The organism is Lysobacter alkalisoli (assembly GCF_006547045.1).
Taxonomy (GTDB): domain Bacteria; phylum Pseudomonadota; class Gammaproteobacteria; order Xanthomonadales; family Xanthomonadaceae; genus Marilutibacter; species Marilutibacter alkalisoli.
Genome location: NZ_CP041242.1, coordinates 1,262,389 through 1,277,792, shown reverse-complemented (window position 1 = coordinate 1,277,792; position 15,404 = coordinate 1,262,389). Strand labels below are relative to the sequence as shown.

At 66.9% G+C, this 15,404-nt stretch carries 16 protein-coding genes; 4 read left to right on the top strand and 12 right to left on the bottom strand.

Translation table 11 applies throughout. The features are described from left to right. Positions 1–45 precede the first annotated feature (45 nt). A complete protein-coding gene (locus tag FKV23_RS05590) occupies positions 46–495 on the top strand; it encodes a fasciclin domain-containing protein (RefSeq protein WP_141622962.1) in 450 nt (149 codons plus the stop codon). Positions 496–659: 164 nt separating this feature from the next. On the opposite strand, the gene FKV23_RS05585 is transcribed toward FKV23_RS05590, so the two are convergent. The 7 genes from FKV23_RS05585 to miaA form a co-directional block, all read right to left on the bottom strand. Next, the gene (locus FKV23_RS05585; protein WP_141622961.1) at positions 660–1,952 is read right to left on the bottom strand and encodes an adenylosuccinate synthase; all 1,293 of its coding nucleotides are present in this window, start codon (positions 1,950–1,952) and stop codon (positions 660–662) included. Between the two features lie 174 nt (positions 1,953–2,126). Then, positions 2,127–2,321, bottom strand: a complete 195-nt coding sequence (locus tag FKV23_RS05580) for a DUF2065 domain-containing protein (RefSeq protein ID WP_141622960.1) — start codon at positions 2,319–2,321, stop codon at positions 2,127–2,129. 1 nt (position 2,322) lies between these two features. Further along, positions 2,323–3,186 carry a protease modulator HflC gene (gene hflC / locus FKV23_RS05575; protein WP_141622959.1) on the bottom strand — a complete coding sequence of 288 codons (864 nt, stop codon included), beginning with the start codon at positions 3,184–3,186 and terminating at the stop codon, positions 2,323–2,325. Beyond that, positions 3,183–4,307, bottom strand: coding sequence for an FtsH protease activity modulator HflK (hflK, locus tag FKV23_RS05570; RefSeq protein ID WP_141622958.1), 1,125 nt, complete (start codon positions 4,305–4,307; stop codon positions 3,183–3,185). The genes hflC and hflK overlap by 4 nt, the downstream gene beginning before the upstream one ends. A gap of 115 nt (positions 4,308–4,422) precedes the next feature. Continuing rightward, positions 4,423–5,775: a ribosome rescue GTPase HflX gene (hflX, locus tag FKV23_RS05565; RefSeq protein ID WP_141622957.1), complete on the bottom strand. Its 1,353-nt coding sequence runs from the start codon at positions 5,773–5,775 to the stop codon at positions 4,423–4,425. A gap of 104 nt (positions 5,776–5,879) precedes the next feature. Beyond that, entirely contained in the window at positions 5,880–6,155 is a 276-nt protein-coding gene (gene hfq, locus FKV23_RS05560) for an RNA chaperone Hfq (RefSeq protein ID WP_141622956.1), read from the bottom strand. 173 nt (positions 6,156–6,328) lie between these two features. Then, the gene (gene miaA / locus FKV23_RS05555) at positions 6,329–7,312 is read right to left on the bottom strand and encodes a tRNA (adenosine(37)-N6)-dimethylallyltransferase MiaA (RefSeq protein ID WP_141622955.1); all 984 of its coding nucleotides are present in this window, start codon (positions 7,310–7,312) and stop codon (positions 6,329–6,331) included. 93 nt (positions 7,313–7,405) lie between these two features. On the opposite strand from miaA, the gene FKV23_RS05550 reads away from it, so the two are divergent. Then, positions 7,406–7,642, top strand: a complete 237-nt coding sequence (locus tag FKV23_RS05550) for a hypothetical protein (protein ID WP_141622954.1) — start codon at positions 7,406–7,408, stop codon at positions 7,640–7,642. Positions 7,643–7,652: 10 nt separating this feature from the next. Here the strand turns inward: FKV23_RS05550 and putP are convergent, their stop codons facing one another. The 4 genes from putP to rlmE form a co-directional block, all read right to left on the bottom strand. After that, positions 7,653–9,272, bottom strand: coding sequence for a sodium/proline symporter PutP (putP, locus tag FKV23_RS05545; RefSeq protein WP_141622953.1), 1,620 nt, complete (start codon positions 9,270–9,272; stop codon positions 7,653–7,655). Positions 9,273–9,360: 88 nt separating this feature from the next. Further along, positions 9,361–10,257, bottom strand: a complete 897-nt coding sequence (gene folP / locus FKV23_RS05540) for a dihydropteroate synthase (RefSeq protein ID WP_141622952.1) — start codon at positions 10,255–10,257, stop codon at positions 9,361–9,363. 656 nt (positions 10,258–10,913) lie between these two features. After that, entirely contained in the window at positions 10,914–12,818 is a 1,905-nt protein-coding gene (gene ftsH / locus FKV23_RS05535; protein WP_141622951.1) for an ATP-dependent zinc metalloprotease FtsH, read from the bottom strand. Between the two features lie 113 nt (positions 12,819–12,931). Further along, positions 12,932–13,579, bottom strand: coding sequence for a 23S rRNA (uridine(2552)-2'-O)-methyltransferase RlmE (rlmE, locus tag FKV23_RS05530; RefSeq protein ID WP_141622950.1), 648 nt, complete (start codon positions 13,577–13,579; stop codon positions 12,932–12,934). Between the two features lie 202 nt (positions 13,580–13,781). Between rlmE and yhbY the strand changes: the two genes are divergently transcribed. Then, positions 13,782–14,075, top strand: coding sequence for a ribosome assembly RNA-binding protein YhbY (yhbY, locus tag FKV23_RS05525; protein WP_244244157.1), 294 nt, complete (start codon positions 13,782–13,784; stop codon positions 14,073–14,075). 16 nt (positions 14,076–14,091) lie between these two features. Next, positions 14,092–14,463 carry an Mth938-like domain-containing protein gene (locus FKV23_RS05520; RefSeq protein ID WP_141622948.1) on the top strand — a complete coding sequence of 124 codons (372 nt, stop codon included), beginning with the start codon at positions 14,092–14,094 and terminating at the stop codon, positions 14,461–14,463. 58 nt (positions 14,464–14,521) lie between these two features. Here FKV23_RS05520 and FKV23_RS05515 read toward each other — a convergent pair whose 3' ends face one another. Next, complete coding sequence (locus FKV23_RS05515) at positions 14,522–15,316, bottom strand: peptidoglycan DD-metalloendopeptidase family protein (RefSeq protein WP_141625069.1); 795 nt, start codon at positions 15,314–15,316, stop codon at positions 14,522–14,524. Between the last annotated feature and the right edge of the window lie 88 nt (positions 15,317–15,404).

Below are 15,404 nucleotides of genomic sequence, written 5' to 3'. Positions count from 1 at the left end.
TTGATCCGGCACGCCAGCGGATCAGACCTCAAGGTAACCATTTCCATGAACACTTCATCCCAGTCGTCCCCCTCCAGCACCACGAACCTCCTCGACACCGCAGCAGCCAACGGGTCGTTCAAGACCTTCGGCAAGGCCATCGAGCAGGCCGGCATGAAGGACACGCTCAACGGCGCCGGTCCTTACACGTTGTTCGTGCCGACCGATGCCGCCTTCGACAAGTTGCCATCAGGCAAGCTCGACAGCCTGATGAAGCCGGAGAACAAGGCCGAACTCGCCTCGTTGCTCAACTACCACGTCGTCAACGGACGCAAGAGCGTCGCCGACATCGGCAAGTGGGAATCGGCCCGCACGGTCAATGGCCAGGCAGCGCCGGTCAAGGTGCACGGTGACAAGCTGAGCATCGACGGTGCGGAGATCACCCTCGCCGATATCGCGTCGAGCAACGGCGTGATCCATGGCATCGACAAGGTCAACATCCCGTCCACCCGATAACTGCCGCGTGTGATCACCGGTATCCCACGGCGGGGCATGGAGCCCCGCCGTTTTTCAAAGGCGGTGGCGCAGGCGCAAGGACGTCCCGACACGGCCCGGGCAAGCGGCCCGGCGCCTGGTCCAGGGCTCGCTGCCCCGTCGGCGGAGTGGCCGCCGGACGGAACTCAGGCGAACGGATCCTGCAGGACCATGGTGTGGTCGCGGTCGGGGCCGGTGGAGACGATCGCCAGCGGGCAGCCGGCCAATTCCTCCAGCGCGCGCAGGTAGGCGCGGGCGGCGGGCGGCAGCTTGTCCCACTCGGTGATGCCGTGGGTGTTCTCGTCCCAACCCGGGAACTCCAGGTACACCGGGGTGCACTCGTCCCAGCCGGCGGCGTCGAGCGGGGCGTACTCGGTGCGCTTGCCGCGGTACTCGTAGGCGATGCAGATCTTCAAGGTCTCCATGCCGTCGAGCACGTCGAGCTTGGTGATGCACAGGCCGGTGATGCCGTTGATCGCGACCGCGCGCTTGAGCGCGACGATGTCGATCCAGCCGCAGCGACGCGGGCGCCCTGTGGTGGCGCCATACTCCTGGCCGCGGTCGCGGATGCCCTGGCCGATCTCGTCGTGCAACTCGGTCGGGAACGGCCCACCGCCGACGCGGGTCGCGTAGGCCTTGCAGATGCCAAGCACGTAGTCGATCGCATCGGCACCGACGCCGGCGCCGGCCAGCGCGCCGCCGACGGTGGTGTTGGACGAGGTGACGTATGGATAGGTGCCGTGGTCGATGTCGAGCAGCGAGCCCTGCGCGCCCTCGAACAGCACCCGCTTGCCCTGCTTGCGCAGCTCATGAAGGATCCCGGCGACGTCGGTCTTCATCGGCTCCACGTACTCGCCGAACTCCAGCGCCTCATCCAGCGTCTTCTGGAAATCGACCGCCTCCACGCCGAGGTACTTCGTCAGCACGAAGTTGTGGTAATCGAGCGCGCTGCGCAGTTTCTCGGCCAGTTGGTCGGGGTAATGCAGGTCGGCGACGCGAATGCCGCGACGGGCCACCTTGTCTTCGTAAGCCGGACCGATGCCGCGGCCGGTGGTGCCGATCGCCTTGCCGCCGGCGGCCTTCTCGCGCGCCTGGTCGAGGGCGATGTGGTACGGCATGATCAGCGGCGTCGCGGGGCTGATCTTCAGCCGCGAACGCACGTCGATGCCGGTGGCCTCGAGCTCGTCGATCTCCTTGCGCAACGCCGCCGGGCTCAGCACCACGCCGTTGCCGATCAGGCATTGCACGCCTTCGCGCAGGATGCCCGACGGAATCAGGTGGAGGACGGTCTTCTTGCCACCGATCACCAGGGTATGGCCGGCATTGTGTCCACCCTGGAAGCGGACGACGGCACCGATCTCCTCGGTCAGCAGATCGACGATCTTGCCCTTGCCTTCATCGCCCCACTGGGCGCCGAGAACGACGACTGACTGACCCATCTCGAAGACTCCTGACTCCGTTGTATTGAATGGCCGACTGCCGGCCGGGCTGTCGCGGGGAAGCCCGCAGACAGCAAGAAAGCCGGCGGGGCACAGGCCCCGTCCGGCTTTTGTGCATTATCCGGGTTTCGGGTCGTCGCTACCAGCCCTGTCGCGCCGAACCGGACCTGGTGTTCAGCCGCCCTGCCGCACCCACCACAGCGCCAGCAGGCCGGCGCCGATGCAGATGGCGCCGATCACCCGCAACTGGCGGTCAGGCATGGACAGCATCTGCTCGACGGCCTGCTTCCAGCCGCGCGGGGCGGCGAACAGGAACAGGCCCTCCAGCACGGCGACCAGACAGACCGCCGCGAGCAGATCCGAGCCCACGTCAGCGGTCTTTTTCGAGGTAACGCAGGAACTCGTCGTCCTGGTCGAGCACCATCAGCGCCTGGCCGTCAGCGAACGCGACGCGGTAGGCCTCCAGACTCCGCTGGAAGGCGTAGAACGTCGGATCCTTGTTGGCCGCCCCGGCGTAGGTCTGCGCGGCCTCGGCGTCGCCCTGGCCGCGCAGGCGCTGGGCATCGCGCTCGGCATCGGCGAGGGTCACGGTCTGCTCGCGATCGGCCTCGGCGCGGATTTCCCGGGCCTGCTCCTCGCCCTGCGCCCGCAGCGCACTGGCGACCTGGCGGCGCTGGGCGCTCATGCGCGCGTAGACGTTGGTGATGACCTCGCTGTCGGTGGGCAGGTCGATCTGCTTGATGCGCAGGTCGACGATGCGGATGCCCAGCGTGGCCGCACCCTCGTTGATCTTGTCCAACTGCGCCTCGATGAGCTCGGCGCGGTCGCCGGACACCACCTGCACCAGGGTACGGGCGTTGATCTCGTTGCGCAGCGAGTCCTTGACGATCGGCACCAGGCGCGCGACCGCGATGCTCTCGTCGCCGCCGGTGGCACGGAAAAATGCGGTAGCGTCGTTGATCAGGCCGATCGAGAAGAAGTCGACGGCCACGTCCTTGCGTTCGGAGGTCAGGTAGCGCTCGGGAGAGGTGTCAAGCACCTGCAGGCGGCGGTCGAACACCACCGCATTCTCGATCAGCGGCACCTTGAAATGCAGGCCGGGACCGATGTCGGCACGGGCGACACGGCCGAGGTTGAGGACGATGGCGGTCTCACCCTCCTTCACCACGAAGACCGAACCGAGCAGGGTGAACAGCGCCGCGACAATCACGGCGATCCAAATGGGAGCTCTCATCGGCGCGCCTCCTCACGGCCCGCCGGGCGCGATGCGCGACCGCTGCGGGACGAACTGGCCGGTTCAGGGGTGACCACGGACGGTGCCAGCACCTCCGGGCGCAACGGCGGTGTAGCGGAAGTGCCGCGCCCGACCTCGCCCATCTGCGTGTAGATCAGCTGGCGCGAGTCGCCGCCGACGATCTTGCGATTCTCGGCCATCACTCTCTGCACGGTCTCCAGCCACAGGCGCTTGCGGGTGACCTCGGGCGCCTTCTTGTACTCGTCGACCAGCAGCGAGAAGCGTTCGGCATCACCCTGGGCGCGGGCGATGACGGCCTCCTTGTAGCCCTCGGCCTCGGTCCGCACGCGGGCGGCCTCGCCTCGCGCCTCGGGCACCACCTTGGCGGCATAGGCGCGGGCCTCGCTGATCAGGCGCTCGCGTTCCTGCTGGGCGCTGTTGACGTCGTCGAACGCCGGCTTGACCTGCTCCGGCGGACGCGCGTTGGGCAGGTTGAGTTCAGTCACGACCAGTCCGGTGCGGTAGGTGTCGAGCGAGGCCTGCAGCTGCTCGCGCGAGGTCACCGCCAGCGCGCCACGGGCACCGAGCACGGTGTCGAGGGTGGAGCGGCCGACCTGCTCGCGCATGGTGCTGAGCGCGGCCTGGCGCAGGACCTCGTCGGCGTTGCGGGTACCGAACAGGAACACCTGTGGATCGCCGCCGACCTGGTATTGCACGTTGATCTCGACATGGACGATGTTCTCGTCGCTGGTCAGCACCGGCACGTTGTCGTTCATGGTGCGGATGCGGGTCGCATCGACCTTGATCACGCGTTCAAACGGCCACGGCAACTTGAGGTGCGGGCCGGGCTGCATCACGCGCGCAAACTGGCCGAAGCGCAACACCACCCCGCGCTGGGTTTCGGCGATCAGCACGAAGCTGTTGAAGGCAAGGAACAGCGCCGCCGCAATCAGCAGCCAGCGGCCGATGTTGCCGCCACCGCCACTGCCGCCGAAGATGCCACGGAGCTGGTCGACAATGACGTCGAGCCCATTGCCACCGGGTCGTTGCCGCCGTGGCGGCCGGCTCCCGCCGGAATTGCCGCCGCCGGAGTTGTTGTTGCCAGGGGTATTCCAGGCCATGCCTGCTCCAGTTCGAAAGTCATTGTCGCGGTGGAACCGTCAGGGCCGGAGCACAGGTTCCTTGCCATGCGACGCCGGCCGATTCTAGCAGGCCGGCGCCATTGTTCGTCGCCCGTCAGGTGAATCCCGGCCCGGGCCGCTCATCCGTCGCTTCGGCCTCCACCAGCGGCCGAAGCCATTCGCCGTGAGGCTGGGCGAACAGGCGGCGGGCGTCGTTGGCGGCAAGGTCGACCTCAAGTTGCCAGCCATGTTCGTCGGCATGCTCGGAGCGGACCGCGCCGAGGTCGTGCAAACGTGCCCGCAGGCGTGCGGCCTGCGGCGGGATCCGGATCTCGCCAGCGACGTGGCGCAGTTCAAGCGCCTCGGACAGCGCCTGCCTCAGCAGGCCGAGGCCGTGCCCGTCGCGCGCCGACAACCAGACCCGCGGGCGGCCTTCGACCGGGCGGTCCAGCCGCGGTTCGAACGGGCGCGCCGCACCACCATCCTCATCGGCCGGCTCGGCCAGACGATCGATCTTGTTGAACACCAGCACCTGCGGCAGGTCGCCGGCGCCGATCTCGGTCAGCACCGCGTCGACCTGGGCGATCCGGTCGTGGCGGGCCGGGTCGGCGGCATCGACGACATGCAGCAGCAGGTCGGCCTCGCGCGCTTCCGACAGGGTCGATCGGAATGCCGCGACAAGCTCGTGCGGCAGGTCGCGAACGAAGCCGACGGTGTCGGCCAGCACCACGCTCCCACCCGAAAGTTCGATCCGGCGCACGGTCGGGTCGAGGGTCGCGAACAACTGGTCGGCGGCGTAGGCCTCCGCGCCGGTCAGCACGTTGAACAGGGTCGACTTGCCGGCGTTGGTGTAGCCGACCAGGGCCACGCGCGGCAGTTCGCTGCGCACGCGCGCGCGGCGCATCTGGGTACGCTGCACTTCGACCTTGTCGAGGCGCTTCTGCAGCATGTCGACGCGCTTCTGCAGCAGCCGGCGGTCGGTTTCGAGCTGGGTCTCGCCGGGACCGCGCAGGCCGATCGAGCCACCGCGCTGTCGCTCAAGGTGGGTCCAGCCGCGCACCAGCCGGGTAGCGAGGTGACGCAACTGGGCCAGCTCGACCTGCAGCTTGCCCTCGTGGCTCTGCGCACGCAGGGCGAAGATGTCGAGGATCAAACCGGTACGGTCGACCACGCGCCTCTGCAGGGCACGCTCGAGATTGCGCTCCTGTACCGGGGTCAGGGCATGGTTGACCAGGATCAGGTCGGCGCCGCTGGCCTCGGCTGCAGCCTTGACCTCCTCCAGCTTGCCGCTGCCGATCAGGATGGCGGGATTGGGACGGTCGATGCGTGCGGTCAGCAGAGCGGCGACACTGGCACCGGCGGAGCGAGCCAGGTCGGCGAATTCTTCCAACAGGTCCCCGTCCGGCGGGCCGCCGGCGTGCGGCTGGATCAACAGGGCGTTCTCGCCCTTTCGGGATCGCTCAAACACGCGCGGTCACGCCTCGGCAGGCAGGTATGTGTTTCCTCATCCCTCGAAGGTCGGGGCCCGGAGCGCTGTTTTCAAGCGTCCGGGCACCTGGATCGAACAACGGCCTACTCGCTCTCGTCGCTGCCGTCGGTTTCACCCTGCCCGGTCTGGACATAGCCGCCACCTGGACCGACCCGCACATTACGAGCCGGAACGACGGTGGAAATGGCGTGCTTGTAGACCATCTGGCTGACGGTATTGCGCAGCAGTACGACAAACTGGTCGAACGACTCGATGGTGCCCTGCAACTTGATACCGTTGACGAGGTAGACCGATACCGGCACACGCTCGCGCCGAAGCGCATTCAGGAATGGATCCTGCAAAGATTGTCCTTTGGACATCAAAATTTCCCCATGCTGTTCTAGTTATAAGCCTGCTGTTCAAGGGCATGCTGCGCGGCAAGGCATGACCCGGTCGCCTGGCATGCTCCCCATGGCAGCGACCGGCCGATGGTAGCGCAAGTGGCGCACAGGTCCATGTACAGGCGTCAGGGTTTGGCGACACCCGGGAAAGTTTAACCCCGTCCCGGGCAACCTGGCTGCCAGCGGGTCCCGGTCAGAAACAGTTCCAGCGCCGATTCCAGCGCCGGGCGCTGTGATTGCGGGTCGAACCAGCGCGCATCCAGCTGCCCGCGCAGCCAGGTGAGCTGCCGCTTGGCCAATTGGCGGGTGGCGAAGACGCCATGGTCGCGGAAGGAGGCCGCATCGCCCCGCCCATCCAGATACTCCCAGGCCTGGCGGTAACCGACTGCGCGGATGGCCGGCAGGTCCAGCGGCGCCGGGTGGGCCTGCAACTCCGGCAGCGCCCGCAGGCCGCGGATCTCGTCCAGGAATCCGGCTTCGAGCATCGCATCGAAGCGCCTGGCGATGCGCTCGTGCAGCACCGCTCGATCGGATGGGGCCAGCACCAGCTTCAGCACCCGGAACGGCAGGCGCGCGCGCGGCTCACGCCGCCAGTCGCTGATGGTACGACCGCTCAACCGCCAGACCTCAAGTGCGCGTTGGATGCGCTGGGGGTCGGTGGCATGGATGCGCGCGGCGGCCTCCGGGTCGACTGCGGCCAGCTCGGCGTGCATCGCGGGCCAGCCCCGCTCCCGGGCCTCGGCTTCGATCACGGAACGGACGTCAGGGTCGGCCTCGGGCATCGGCGACAGGCCTTCGAGCAGGGCCTGGAAGTACAGCCCGGTTCCTCCAGCCAGGATCGGCAGGCGTCCGCGCGCGACGATTGCATCCAGCGCCTGCCGTGCGTCGGCGGCAAACTCGGCCGCCGAGTACGGCTGCCAGGGCTCGCGCACGTCGATCAGGTGGTGCGGCACCCGCGCGCGTTCCCCAACGTCCGGCTTGGCCGAACCGATGTCGAGACCGCGATAGACCAGCGCCGAGTCGACGCTGACGATCTCGCCGCCGAGCCGTTCGGCCCAGTCGAGCGCGAGCGCGGTCTTGCCCGAGGCGGTGGGGCCCATCAGTGCGATCGCAATGGGGCGTGTATCAGCGGACATGTGCAGCGGGCATGGGGATGGAGGTCGGGTGTATCGACTGACGCTCAGACTGGCGCAGCCCTTACACGGACCAACGCATTACGGCAACCGGCGATGGCGCTTTCCACACAGCCTGTGGAAAACCGTTGGGACAACCTTGTTGAGAAACAGCCAAGGCGCCGATGCCACAAGGCCCTTCTCATGTTTGGCGTTTTTTTGACCAGCCTGTTGCAGCTGTCCACAGCAGCTGTGGACAAGCCTGCGGACAGTGGATTGAACAACCCTCTGATCGCCATGCGCAACAAGGGATGCCGGGAAGATGGCGAAGAAATGACCGCAGGAAATCCTTGACAACAAGCCTTCAATATCCATTCTCGCGCAGACTCAATCGCACCTGTTCGTGGGTGACCTGCACCTCGTGGGGCGGCGCCTTGCCCAACAGACTGACGATGACGATGGCAGCGACGGCGACGATGAAGCCAGGCACGATCTCGTACAACGCCAACGCCTGCCGGAGGGTTTCAGGCACGCTGGCATACAGCTGGTTGCCGGTCATGCCCCAGTCGATCACGGTATGGCCCGCCAGTGTCCACACGACCATTTCGTCCCCGGCGACCTGCCAGGCCTCAAGGATGTTGCTGCCGGTCTTCCACAGCACAACCACCGATGCGCCGGACAGCATCCCGGCCAATGCGCCATTGCGGGTCATCCGTTTCCAGATCAGCGACAGCACCACCACGGGGCCGAACGCGGCTCCGAAGCCGGCCCACGCGTAGCTGACCAGGCCAAGTACGCGACTGTCGGGATTGGTGGCGATCGCGATCGCGATCAGCGCGACCAGGAGCACCATCGTGCGGCCGACCCAGACCAGCTCGCGATGTCCGGCCTGCTTGCGGATGAAGCCGCGATAGAAGTCCTCGGTCAACGCGCTCGAACACACCAGCAACTGGCACGACAGCGTGCTCATCACCGCTGCGAGGATCGCCGACAGCAGCACGCCGGCCACCCACGGGTTGAACAGTTGCTCGGCGAGCACGATGAACACACGCTCTGAATTGGCATTGACCGGACCGGCAACCTCGGGATGGGTGCCGAACCACGCGATGCCGAAGAAACCGACCGACATCGCACCGAACAGACACAGGATCATCCAGGTCATGCCGATGCGACGCGCGTGCGGAATCGTGGCGACGCTGTCGGCGGCCATGAAACGCGCCAGGATGTGTGGCTGGCCGACATAGCCCAGCCCCCACGCCATGGCCGAGACGATCGCGATGACGCCACCAGCACCGACCCATTGCAGACGTGCGGGATCGACCTGCCGGATCACTTCCAGGCTGGGGTCGAGCCCGCCGTTGCCGACGATCACCATGACCGGCGTAAGGATCAGCGCGAAGATCATCAGTGTGGCCTGCACCGTGTCGGTCCAGCTCACCGCCAGGAAACCGCCGATCAGGGTGTAGAGGATGGTCGCCGCGGCCCCGTACCAGATTGCCTGCGCATACGGCACGTCGAACACGCTCTCGAACAGCCGCGCGCCGGCGACGATGCCCGATGAGCAGTACACGGCAAAGAACACCAGGATCACCAGCGCCGACAGCACCCGCAGGATGCGCTTGTCGTCGGCGAAACGGTGGGTGAAGTAGTCCGGCAAGGTCAGCGCGTTGCGGGTGCGCTCGGTGTAGACGCGCAGCGGTCCTGCAACGTAGCGCCAGTTCGCCCAGGCGCCGATGATCAGCCCGAACGCGATCCACGCCTTGGAGGCGCCACCGGCATAGAGCGCACCCGGGAGGCCCATCAGCAGCCAGCCACTCATGTCCGAGGCACCGGCCGACATCGCGGTCACGTAGCTGCCAAGCGAACGGCCGCCGAGGATGTAGTCGTCGAAGGTGCGGGTGGAGCGCCAGGCCACGAAACCGATCGCGACGGTCGCGAGCAGGTAGACGGCGAAGGTGACGATCAACGGCGTGCTGGCGGTCATGCTCTCTCCCCGGGGCACGGGCTGCCCTTCGAGCGGGCAAGCTTACCCTGCCCCCGCCGCGGCACCGTGTCGCGGCGCACAAGCGCCGTCAGTCGTCGTCGGGCCAGCGGATCGCCGGCTTCGACTCCCTGCGCGGAGCGGGAACAGCGGCAACGGCATTCCAGACCTTGAGCGCATCGACGGTCGCGGCGACATCGTGCGCCCTCACGATCGCGGCGCCACGCTGGGCGGCGAGCAGATGCGCGGCGACCGAGCCATGCACGCGGTCGCGGGGATCGTCGCGACCGGTCAGCTCGCCGATGCTGCGCTTGCGCGACAGGCCGGCCAGCAACGGCACGCCCAGTTCGGCGAAGCGCTGCAGCTGCGCGAGCAGGGTCAGGTTGTGCTGCAATGTCTTGCCGAAGCCGAAGCCGGGATCGACCACGATCCGTTTCTTGTCGATACCGGCCATCTCGGCGGTGAAGATGCGCTCGGCAAGGAAGCGATGCACCTCGGCGACCACATCGTCGTACTGCGGCGCCTCCTGCATCGAGCGTGGCTCGCCCTGCATGTGCATCAGCACCACGGGCACGCCGGCCGCGGCGGCGGCTTCCAGCGCGCCCTCGCGCCGCAATGCGTAGACGTCGTTGATCATGCCGGCACCGGCGGCGACCGCCGCACGCATGATCTCGGGCTTGGAGGTGTCGATCGAAATCGGTACCTCGACCCGCGAGGCCAACTGCTCGATCACCGGGATGACCCGGGCGAGTTCCTGCTCCAGCGGCACCTCGTCGGCGCCCGGGCGGGTCGACTCGCCACCGATGTCGAGGATGTCGGCCCCCTCCTCCACCAGCCTCAGCGCATGCGCGATCGCGTCTTCCGTGACGGCATGCTCGCCCCCGTCGGAGAACGAATCCGGGGTGACGTTGACGATGCCCATCACACGCGGGCGGTCAAGCGTCAGCGGACGGCCTTTGCAGTCGAGGGTGAGCGTGGTGTCGAACATCCTGTGGCCCGGGCAGCTGGAAACTGGTGCAAGCGTAGCAACAGAACCCCGGGCAAGCGCGGCGCACCCGGAATCACACACCCCGCGCGCCTGCTCCCTCACGAAACATGGCACGGGCCGATATGGAAGCGTTCCCCGGAATGCGGCTTCGGTTTCAGTTTTGGTTTTGACCTTGCCCCGGCTATATGTTCTTCGCCCGATCGATGGGAAAGCGCCGGGTCTGTTGGATGACCGCGGCGCCGGAGGCGAAGGCCCTTGGGTGTGAATGTCCCCCGGCGCCGGCCGAGCCGGCGCCTCCTCCTTGATTTCACACCCAAGAGCCTTCACCCCCGGCGTTCGGACAGGACCGGTGGTCGCAAAAAGCGGACTCCCGGGGAGGCCGGCTTCGCGCTCCAGCGTGGCCGCGCGATCCGAGGTGGCCTGCCGGCCTTGACGGCGAAATCAAGGAGGAGGCCGTCGCCATGGCGGCGGCCGGGGGACATTCGCCGTCAAGGCCGGCAGGCCACCTCGGGACAGCCAGGTAGCGGCGAGAACCGGTGTCGAACACAAGCGGCAGTGCCCACGCCTTCGCCGAAGACGAGCTCCTCCTCACCTGGGAGAAGAACCAAAAAAAACGATGGCGCCTTCCGGCGCCATCGTTTCGTCAATCACCTGCGTCAGGTCTGTGGTGCAGGCCCGATCACCGCATCCGGCGGCGTATTGCCGGCATCGTCCTTCGAAGTCCGGCCGGACTTGATCCAGTCCGCCGGCGGTCCCGGCACGCGGCCTTCCATGATCTCGTTGATCTGGTGCGCATCGATGGTCTCGTACTGCAGCAGCGCGTCGGCCATCACGTGCAGCTTGTCGATGTTTTCCTTGAGGATGCGCGTGGTCTCCGCGTATGCCTTGTCGAGGATGCTGCGCACGACCAGGTCGATCTTGCGCGCGGTCTCGTCGGAAACACTCTTGTGCTGGGTGACCGAACGGCCGAGGAACACCTCGTCCTCGTCCTCGCTGTAGGCGATCGGCCCCATCTCGTCGGACAGGCCCCACTTGGTGACCATGTTGCGGGCCATCTTGGTCGCGCGTTCGATGTCGTTGGACGCACCGGTGGTGACCTTGTCGGAACCGAAGATCAGCTCCTCGGCGACGCGCCCGCCATACAGCGAGCACAACTGCGACTGGATGGCGACGCGGTTGATGCTGTACTTGTCGCCCTCCGGCAGGTACATGGTCACGCCCAGCGCACGGCCGCGCGGGATGATGGTGACCTTGTAGACCGGGTCGTGCTCGGGCACTACCCGGCCGACGATGGCATGACCGGCCTCGTGGTAGGCGGTGAGCTTCTTCTCGTCCTCGCTCATCGCCATCGAGCGGCGCTCGGCGCCCATCAGGATCTTGTCGCGGGCCTTGTCGAAGAACTCCATCCGCACTTCACGGGCATTCTCGCGAGCGGCGAACAGCGCGGCCTCGTTGCACAGGTTGGCGAGATCGGCACCGGAGAAGCCCGGGGTGCCGCGCGCGATCGTCATCGGGATGACGTCGTCGGCCAGCGGCAGCTTGCGCATGTGCACGCGCAGGATCTGTTCGCGGCCCTTGACGTCGGGCAGGCCAACCACGACCTGGCGGTCGAAGCGGCCCGGACGCAGCAGGGCCGGGTCGAGCACGTCGGGGCGGTTGGTCGCGGCAATCACGATCACGCCCTCGCCGCCCTCGAAGCCGTCCATCTCGACCAGCAACTGGTTGAGGGTCTGCTCGCGCTCGTCGTGGCCGCCGCCGAGGCCGGCGCCACGGTGGCGGCCGACCGCGTCGATCTCATCGATGAAGATGATGCACGGCGCGTGCTTCTTGGCCTGCTCGAACATGTCGCGCACGCGGCTGGCACCGACGCCGACGAACATCTCGACGAAGTCGGAACCGGAAATGCTGAAGAACGGCACCTTGGCCTCGCCGGCAATGGCACGTGCGAGCAGGGTCTTGCCGGTGCCAGGCGGGCCGACCATCAGCACGCCACGCGGAATCTTGCCGCCGAGTTTCTGGAACTTGGTCGGGTCACGCAGGAACTCGACCAGCTCGCCGACCTCCTCCTTGGCCTCGTCGCAACCGGCGACATCGGCGAAGGTCACCTTGACCTCGTTCTCGCCCTGCATCTTGGCGCGCGACTTGCCGAAACTCATCGCACCCTTGCCGCCGCCCTGCTGCATCTGGCGCATGAAGTAGATCCAGATGCCGATGAACAGCAGCCACGGCAGGATGTTGATCAGGATGTAGACCAGATTCGGCCCGCTTTCGGGCGGTACCTGCTCGATCGCGACATTGTGGTCGAGCAGGTCGTTGACCAGATCCTTGTCGCCCGGACTGTGCGTGGTGAACTTGCTGCCGTCCTTGCGCTCGCCGCTGATCGTGGTGCGATCGGCGTCGATCTTGACCTTGGAGATACGGCCGTTCTGCACCTGGTGGACGAACTGGTCGTAGGCCAGCGTCTCGGCGCCCATGGTGCGCGGGCCGAACGCCTGGAACACCACCATCAGCACGACGGCGACGACTACCCAGAGCAGGAGATTCTTGGCCAAATCATTCATGAGTTATCTGTTGCCCACCCTTGCAGTCATGTCCGCGCCCGGGGGCTGCCGGCACGAATCGTTGATCCACGGAGCCGGTCATCCTGCACCTTCTCCCTCAAAACCCGGACACCTTACTTGATCGATGCCCGCTTGCCTTGTGCCAGCGCATAGACTTCCGGCGAGCGCTTGCGCGACGCCGCCGGCTTGCGAATCGCCACCTTGTCGTAGCGGCGGCGCAGCTCGCGCACGTAATCGTCGAAACCGACGCCCTGGAACAGCTTGATCAGGAAGGTGCCGCCCACCCGCAGATGGTGATCGGCAAAGTCCATCGCCAGCTCCGCCAGATACATCGCCCGCGGCATGTCGACCGCATCCACACCGCTCTTATTGGGGGCCATATCCGACAGCACAAGGTCCACGGGCTTGCCGTCGAGCGAGGCCTCCAGACGGGATAGGACCTCATTCTCCCTGAAGTCGCCATGAAGGAACTCGACCCCGGCCAGCGGCGGCATCTCCAGGATATCGAGGGCGATGACCCGGCCCGGCCGGTTGGGATCGAGCCGGTCCAGCTCCTGCCGCACCCACTGCGACCAGCCGCCGGGGGCGGCACCGAGGTCGACCACGGTCATCCCCGGCCTGAACAGGCGGTCGCGCCCGGCCAGTTCCTCCAGTTTGTAGGCCGCACGCGAACGCAGGCCTTCGGCCTGCGCCTTCTTCACGAAGGGGTCGGAAAAGTGCTCCTTGAGCCAGCGCTGGCTGCTCTTGCTGCGGGTGGCCATGGGCGTGGGGGGAGGCCCTGTCCTCGATCCGGGATACAGCCGCCATGATACCCTGTGCGCCCTTTCCCCACCGTGTGCGTTGCCATCCATGGCGCGACAAAAGCCTACTTCCGGAGCGCCCACCCCGGCCATTCATGACCGGGCGTTCGGCGCCGATGCCGATGCCGACAGGGCATTGGCTGAACGCGACCCCTCACCCCAGCTGACCTCCGCACAGACCCGGTTCCTGCGTGGCCAGGCCCATGGACTCAAGGCCATGTTGCAGGTCGGCGGCAAGGGAATCACCGACGCACTGGTGGCCGAGATCGAACTGGCGCTGGAGCACCATGAGCTGATCAAGATCAAGGTTGCTGCCGAGGACCGCGAGGCCCGTGACGGCATGATCGATGCGATTGTCGACCGTACCGGCGCCGCCCTGGTGCAGCGGATCGGACATACTGCGGTGCTGTACCGGCAAAGCCGGGACAAGCGGCAGATCGTGCTGCCGAGGGCGTGACCCCCGCTCCTGAACAATGCAGCTGAACCTCGAACGCCCCGACCACGAATTCTTCCTCCGCGGCGCCGACGGCAAGGCCGCCATGGTCAACGAGCGGCGACTGGAAGCCAGCTTCGTGCTGGCCCCGGACCGGCTGATCGAGGACTGGCCGGTGACGGACGTCCGTACGCTGCAACCAGGCGACCTCACCCCGCTGCTGGAACTGAAGCCCGAGGTCGTACTGCTCGGTACCGGCAGCACGCAGGTATTTCCGACTGCCGCGGTGATGGCGGCGTTCCTAGCACAGGGCATCGGGGTCGAAGTGATGACCAACGCCGCCGCCGCCCGCACCTTCAATGTGCTCGCAGGCGAGAGTCGGCGGGTGGTCGCCGGATTCGTGCTGGGCTGAGACCCGAGCCAGACTGCCCGGGCCGGGGATCCGCCCGATCCGGAGCCCGTACCGGTGGTTACCGCTTCGGCAGATACTGCAACGGATCGACCGGCTTGCCGTTGTAGCGAATCTCGAAATGCAGCATGTCGCGCGAGGCGCCGCTGCGGCCCATCTCGGCGATCTGCTGGCCGGACTTGACCACCGCCCCCTCGCTGACGAGGCGGTTGCGGTTGTGGCCATAGGCCGACAGCCACTGGTCGTTGTGCTTGATGATGATCAGTTCGCCGTAGCCGACCAGGCCGGAGCCGGAATAGACCACCACGCCATCGCCGGCGGCGCGGACCGCGGCACCGCCATTGCCGGCAATGCCGATGCCCTGCTTGGTCGGATCGCCGGCGACGTAGCGTGCGATCAGCTGGCCGTCGGCCGGCCAGCGCCACGACAGGCCGCTGCTGGCCGGGGCCGTCGACGATGCAGCGGGAGCCGTGCTGGCGGGACGGCTGGAGGACGGCGTCGAAGCAGGCGGGGTACGGCTCGGTGCGGTGGCGGTGGTCGCGCCCGATGACGGATACAGCCGCAGTCGCTGCCCGGGGTGGATGGTGTACGGCGGCGGGATGTTGTTCCAGGCCGCAAGGTCGGTCAGGGTGATGCCGTTGTTGGTCGCGATCCGGTAAAGGTTGTCGCCCCTCTGGACCACCGCAGTCGCACCGGGCTTGGGGGTCGACGTCCGGACCGGACCGGCACTGCTGCTGCCGCTGCTGGTGCGGGTCACGGTGCTGGAACAGGCCGCCAGGCCCAGGACCAGGGCGCCGGCCACGGCATATACGGCGACGCGCGGGAGGAGATGCGGGAATCGTTTGCGTGGGGTCATGCTCATGCGTCGGATCCAGACTTGCGTATTTCGAATCTCCCGTCGCATGCCGCCATCAGGGCAGCAGACGTCCGGGAATGGACACGGC